Here is a 6,293-nt window from a genome sequence, read left to right as displayed (position 1 = left end):
GCTTCGAACCCCGCAGCGCGACCGCCGCGGCGGGCAGCGCACTGGCCGCGACCCGCACGCCGCACGCGCTGCTCGGCGGCGTGCTCGCGAGCCCGCTGCCGATCTTCCAGGCGACGATCGGCCTCGGCGACCAGCCGTGGCTCGTCGACCACCGCATCTTCGATTTCACGCTGTTCCCGGCGACCGGCTTCCTGGAGCTGATGCAGGCCGCCGCGCGCGAGGTCGGCGGTGGCGACGATGTGCGGCTGCAGGACCTCGCGATCCGCGAAGGCCTGGTGCTGCCGGAGCAGGGCGGCGTGACGCTGCAGGTGGTCGTGACGCCGGCCGACGCGGTCGCGCCCGATGCGCAGACGGTGCAGGTGTTCAGTCGTGCCGGCGATGACGCCGCGTGGCGCCTGCATGCGAGCGCCACGCTGCTGCCGGGCCGCGGCGACGCGCCGGCGGTCGGCGAGGCGTGGCGGCTGGCCGGTGCGCCGACGCAGCCGGTCGAGCCCTACTACGACAAGCTCGCCGCGCAGGGTGCGCACTACGGGCCGGCGTTCCGCGGCATCACGTCGATCGCGCGCGACGGCACGCAGGTGCTCGGCCGCGTGCAGTTGCCGCCCGGGCTGCCGACCACGGGCCTGGTGCTGCATCCGGCCTTGCTCGATGCCTGCCTGCAGCTGATCGGCCTCGGCCTGCCGTGGGCGGATGACCCGCTCGGCAGCGATGACATCTGCGTGCCGGTCGGCCTGGCCGGCTACCGCGTGTTCAGCAGTGGCGTGGCGCAGGCCTGGTGCCAGGTGCGCGTCGAACCCGCCGGCCGCGACGCCGACGTGCTGCGTGCCGACCTGACGCTGCTCGACGACGACGGCCGCGTGCTGGCCGAGCTGTCCGGGCTGGAGCTGCGCCGCATCACGCACGAGGCGCTGCAGCGGGTGGCCGGCCTGCCGGCTGCGAGTGCGGTGCCGGACTGGGCGTTCGAGACCGAATGGCGGGCCACCCCGCTGACCGCGGCGCCCGCCGATGCACCCGGCCGCTGGCTGATCCTCGCCGACCGCACCGGCGTCGGCGCCGGCCTCGCGACACGGCTGAAGGCCGAGGGTGCCGGCGTCGCGCTGGTCTACCGCGGCGACGGATTTGCGGCGCTCGCCGAAGGCTGGCAGGTCGATGCGGCCGACAGCGCGCAGATCCGCCGCGCGATCGACGAGGCCGCGCAAGCCGACGCCCGCCCGCTGCAGGGCGTCGTCGTGCTGTGGGCGCTGGTGCCGCCGGTCGCGCAGACGCTGGAGGCGATGGAGAACGCGCAGGCCCTGCTGCTCGGCAACCTGCTGCACGCCGCGCAGGCGCTCGGCGATTCGAGCGCGCGGCGCTGGCTCGTCACGCGCGGCGCACAACCGGTGCAGGGCTCGGTGCCCGACCTGGTGCAGGCCACCGTCTGGGGCCTGGGCGGCGTCGTCGCGTCCGAAGCACCGCTCGCGCGCTGCGTGCGCATCGACCTCGACCCGGTCGTGCGTGCCGACGAAGCCGAGCTGCTGTTCTCAAGCCTCTGGCAGGCCGATGCCGAAGACCGCGTCGCGCTGCGCGACGGCACGCGCCTGGCCGCGCGCCTGGTGCCCGGCGTCTTCGTGCCCGACGACCAGCCGCTGCGGCTCGAGATCACCGAGCGCGGCTCGCTCGAGAACCTGGCGCTGCAGCCGGTGCCGCGCGAGGCGCCTGGCGCCGGCCAGGTCGAGATCCGCGTGTTCGCGACCGGCCTGAACTTCCGCGACGTGCTGAACGCGCTCGGCATGTACCCCGGCGACCCCGGCCCGCTCGGCAACGAATGTGCCGGCGTGATCACCGCGGTCGGCACCGGCGTCGATGACCTGAAGGTCGGCGACGAGGTGATCGCGATGGTCGACCGCAGCTTCGCGACCTGGGTGCTCGCGCCGGCGTCGCTGACGGTGCTGAAGCCGCCGCAGATGAGCTTTGCCGAGGCGGCGACCATTCCCGTGACCTTCCTGACCGCCGAGTACGCGCTGAAGCACCTGGCCGGCCTCAAGAAGGGCGACCGCGTGCTGCTGCATGCGGTGACCGGCGGCGTCGGCATGGCGGCCGCGCAGCTCGCGAAGCGCGCCGGTGCCGAGATCTTCGGCACCGCCGGCAGCCCGGCCAAGCGGGCGCTCGCGCAGCGGCTGGGCGTGCAGCACGTGGCCGATTCGCGCTCGCTGAGCTTCGTCGACGACATCCGGCGCGACACCTCGGGCGAGGGCGTCGACATCGTGCTGAACTCCTTGGCCGGCGATTTCATCCCGGCAAGCCTCGGCCTGCTGAAGCCGGGCGGCCACTTCATCGAGATCGGCAAGACCGGCATCTGGGACGCCGCACGCGTCGCCGACGAGTTCCCCGGCCGCCACTACCACCCGCTGTACCTCGGCGAGATCGCCGCGGCGCGCCCGCTGTTCGTGCGCGAGATGCTGCAGGAGCTGCTGGCCGATTTCGCGACCGGCGTGCTGCAGCCGCTGCCGCAGAGGCTGTACCCGATCGAGCGCGCCGAGGAGGCGTTCCGCTACATGGGCCAGGGGCACCACATCGGCAAGATCGTCGTCACGCAGCACCGTGCGCCGCCGGTGCGGCCGGATGCGAGCTACCTGGTGAGCGGCGGGCTGAGCGGCCTGGGCCTCGTCAGCGCGCAGTGGCTGGCCGCCGAGGGCGCGCGCCACCTGGTGCTGGTCGGCCGGCGCGCGCCGTCACCCGAGACGCAGGCGGCGATCGATGCGCTGCAGGCCGGGGGCGTGCAGGTGCTGGTCGCGCAGGCCGACGTGGCCGACACCGGGCAGATGACGCGCCTCGTCACGCAGATCGCGGCGCAGATGCCGCGGCTGCGTGGCGTGATCCATGCAGCCGGCCTGGTCGACGACGGCATGCTGGCCGAGCAGGACATGCGCCGCTTCGCCCGCGTGATGGCGCCCAAGGTGCGCGGCACCTGGAACCTGCACGAACTCACCGCGAACCTCGCGCTCGATTTCTTCATCGGCTTCTCGTCGGGCGCCGCGCTGCTCGGCTCGCCGGGGCAGAGCAACTACGCGGCGGCGAACTCGTTCGTCGATGCGCTGGCCCACCTGCGCCGCTCGCGCGGCCAGCACGCGCTGAGCATCGACTGGGGCAGCTGGTCGCAGGTCGGCATGGCGGCGGGCATCGGCGAGCAGCATCGCCGGCGCTGGGCCGCGATGGGGCTGGGGATGATCGCGCCGCACGACGGCGTCGCGATGATGAAGCAGATGCTCGCAGCGGCCCGCGCGCCGCAGATGGCGGCGATGCCGCTGGTGCGCGCGCGGCTGCCGCGCAACCTCGGGCCGTTCTTCAGCGAGCTGGTGCAGGCGGCGCCGGCGCGGGCCGCGGCGCCGGCCGGCGGGGCGCCGCAGGTCGACATCCTCGCGCAGCTGACGCAGGCACCGGCCGAGGACCGGCTCGCGCTGCTGGTGGGCTTCCTGTCGGAGCAGATCGTGCGCGTGCTCGCCCTGCCGGCCTCGCACCAGGTCGACCCGCAGCGCTCGCTGATGGAGATGGGCATGGATTCGCTGATGGCGATGGAGCTGCGCAACCGCATCCAGACGGCGTTGAAGGCGAAGGTCGCGGTGGCGGCATTGCTGAAGGGGCCCAGCATTGCGCAGCTGGCGGCTTCGGTGCTGGCGGAGACGTCGCTGGCGGCCGCGCCGGCGCAGACGCCGCAGGCGGCGTTCGAAGAGGGCTCGCTGTGAGTCGCCCGAAACGCGCACCTCCTCCGTCGGCCCGCGCGGCGCTGGGTTTCGCGTTCGCGTTCTCTGCCGTCTGGGCCCTGCTCGAACTGATCGCCTCGCGCCTGCAGGGCGGCTACGACGTGCTGCAGATCGAGGGCTGCCGCTTCGCGGTGCAGCTCGCGCTGATGGGGGTGGTGTGGGGCTGGCGAAGCAAGACGCCGCTGTGGCGCACCCGCCGCCCGCTGGCTCAGCTGGTGCGGTCTGCGCTGATGCTGGCGATCCCGCTGTCGTTCGGCGTCGCGGTGCTGCAGGGTGCGTCGCCGCACCTCGCGATGACCGGGCTGTGGGTGGCGCCGGTGTTCGCGCTGGTGCTGGCACGCGGCTGGCTGCTGTCGAAGGCGCCGCTGTTCGTCTGGATCGCCACCGCCGCGGGCCTGTGCGCGACGGTCGCGATGCTGGAGCCGGCGCGCCCGACCACCTTGCAGGCCTCGGTGGTGCCGCTGCTGATGGGCCTTGCCTTCGCGGCCTACCTGGCGCTGACGCGTTCGCTGCGCCATGAGCCCGTCATGACCAACCTGTTCTACGTCGGCCTCGGCGGCCTGCTCGGCGTGCTGCCGTTCCTGCCGGGCGTGTGGGTGATGCCCACGCTGCATGACGCGCTGGTGTTCGCGGCGCTCGGCGTGTTCGGCTTCGTCGCGCTGTGGCTGCTGGAGCATGCGTTGCGCCGTTCGCCGCTGCCGTGGATCGCGCCGGCGCTGTATGTGCACGTGGCCTGCCTGACGGGGGTGTCGCTGGCGGTGCGCGGGCACCTGCCGTCGCTGCGCATCGCGCTCGKGCTGGCACTGGTCGGCGGCATCGCGTTCGCGCTGTGGCGTGCGGCAGCGGCGCGCGACCTGCCGGCACGCCGCGCACCGATGACCGGCCCGATGGCGCTCGAATCGGCGAGCGGCCCGGTGCCGCTCGATGACGACACGAGGCATTGACGATGCACCTCGCGCTGCCCGCCTTCGCCTCCTCTCTCGTCCGGCGCGACCCCGGCCGCAGCGCGATGCTGCTGCTCGCGTTGTTCGCGGCGGCGTGGGCCTTCGTCGAAGGCGTGTTCGGCGCGCGGCTGCAAGGGCACTACTCGCTGATGCAGGTGGTGTGGTGCCGCTATGCGGTGCACCTGGCCTGCCTGCTGCTGGTGGTCGGCTGGCGCGCACCATCGCGGCTGTGGCGCACGCGGCGCGTCGGCTTCCAGCTGTCGCGCTCGGTGCTGATGCTGGTGATGCCGGCGAGCTTCGCGCTGTCGCTCGCGGCCGGCGACCGGGCGGGCACGGTGTGGGCGCTGTTCTGGGTCGCGCCGCTGATGATCCTCGGCCTCGCGCGTGTCGCGCTGGGCGAGCGCGTGCCGCGCTGGGTGTGGGCGGTGGCGGCGATCGGCAGCGGCGTCGCCGCGGTGATGGCCGAGCCGTCGCTGCCGCATTCGCTCGCCGGCGCGGTGCTGCCGTTCGTGATGGCGCTGTCGTTCAGCGTCTACGTCGTGATGACGCGCTCGCTGCGCGACGAGCCGGTGCAGGCCAACCTGTTCTTCACCGCGCTCGGCGTGTTCGCGCTGCTGACGCCGCTGATGCCCTTCGTGTGGGTGATGCCGAACCTGCACGATGCAATGCTGCTGGCCGGCATCGGCGCGGTCGGCCTGCTCGCGCTGTGGGCGCTGGACCGGGCCTGCGAGCGCGCGCCGGTCGCGCAGGTGGCGCCGACGCTGCACGTGCACCTGCTGTGCATGGCGCTGGTGGAATGGGGCGCCGCGGGCGAAGCCTTCTCGCACCGCGACATGCTCGGCGCGGTGTGGATCGGGCTGGCGCTGCTGGCACTCTGGTTGTGGCAACCCTCTGCTGAAAGGACCGTCCCCTCGTGACTCCCGTGACCGACCTGCTGTCCGCCCTGGCCGCGCAAGGCGTGGTGCTGTGGTTCGAAGGGAACCGGCTGCGCTTCCGTGCGCCGCAGGGGGCGCTGTCGGCCGAGCTGCGGGCGCAGATCGGTGCGCGGCGCGACGAGGTGCTGGCGGCCTTGCGCGCGCAGGCGGCGGCGCAGCCGCGCAGCGCGCCACTGTCGCACCCGCAGCAGGCGCTGTGGTTCGTCCACCAGGAGCAGCCCGACAGCGCGGCCTACAACGTGTTGTTCGCGCTGCGCGTGCTGTCGCCGGTCGACGAGGCGGCGCTGCGCCAGGCACTGCAGGCGCTGGTCGACCGCCATGCGGTGTTGCGCACCACGTACGAGGTGATCGACGGCTTGCCGCGCCAGTGCATTGCCGGCACCGGAACGGCGGTGCTCGAGGTGCACGACGTGGCCGGCCTCGACGACGCAGCCCTGCACCGGCTCATCGACGCCGACGCCCGCCGCCCGTTCGACCTGGCGCACGGCCCGGTGATGCGCACGGCGCTGTACCGCCGCGCCCCCGGCGACCAGGTGCTGCTGCTGGCGATGCACCACATCGCGATCGACGGCTGGTCGCTGCTGATCCTGCTGGAGGAGCTGCGCGCGCTGCTGGCCGAGGCCGGCGGCGGTGCCCCGGCCGGCCTGCCGCGCGTCGAGCGGCAGTACGCCGAC

General features: G+C 73.6%; 4 protein-coding genes. All 4 read left to right on the top strand.

From position 1 onward, the window contains the following. Positions 1 to 3,722: SDR family NAD(P)-dependent oxidoreductase (locus AC1D15_RS14690; RefSeq protein WP_477826559.1), on the top strand; the 3,722-nt coding region annotated here is incomplete at its 5' end. Continuing rightward, the gene (locus tag AC1D15_RS14685) at positions 3,719 to 4,684 is read left to right on the top strand and encodes a hypothetical protein (protein WP_477826558.1); all 966 of its coding nucleotides are present in this window, start codon (positions 3,719 to 3,721) and stop codon (positions 4,682 to 4,684) included. The genes AC1D15_RS14690 and AC1D15_RS14685, both read left to right, overlap by 4 nt. Positions 4,685 to 4,686: 2 nt before the next feature. Next, a complete protein-coding gene (locus tag AC1D15_RS14680) occupies positions 4,687 to 5,601 on the top strand; it encodes a DMT family transporter (RefSeq protein ID WP_477826557.1) in 915 nt (304 codons plus the stop codon). Then, the coding region (locus tag AC1D15_RS14675; protein ID WP_477826556.1) for a condensation domain-containing protein at positions 5,598 to 6,293 on the top strand (696 nt) is incomplete at its 3' end. The genes AC1D15_RS14680 and AC1D15_RS14675, both read left to right, overlap by 4 nt.

This window comes from Rhizobacter sp. P2_H2 (genome assembly GCF_056403375.1).
The sequence above is the reverse complement of the archived record's forward strand: the minus strand, read 5'-3'. Positions and strand labels throughout refer to the sequence as shown.

What these genes read in the sequence shown, in the direction of transcription:
- AC1D15_RS14680 (WP_477826557.1), top strand. Translation starts at nt 4,687, where the DNA reads ATGCACCTCGCGCTGCCCGCCTTCGCCTCCTCTCTCGTCCGGCGCGAC.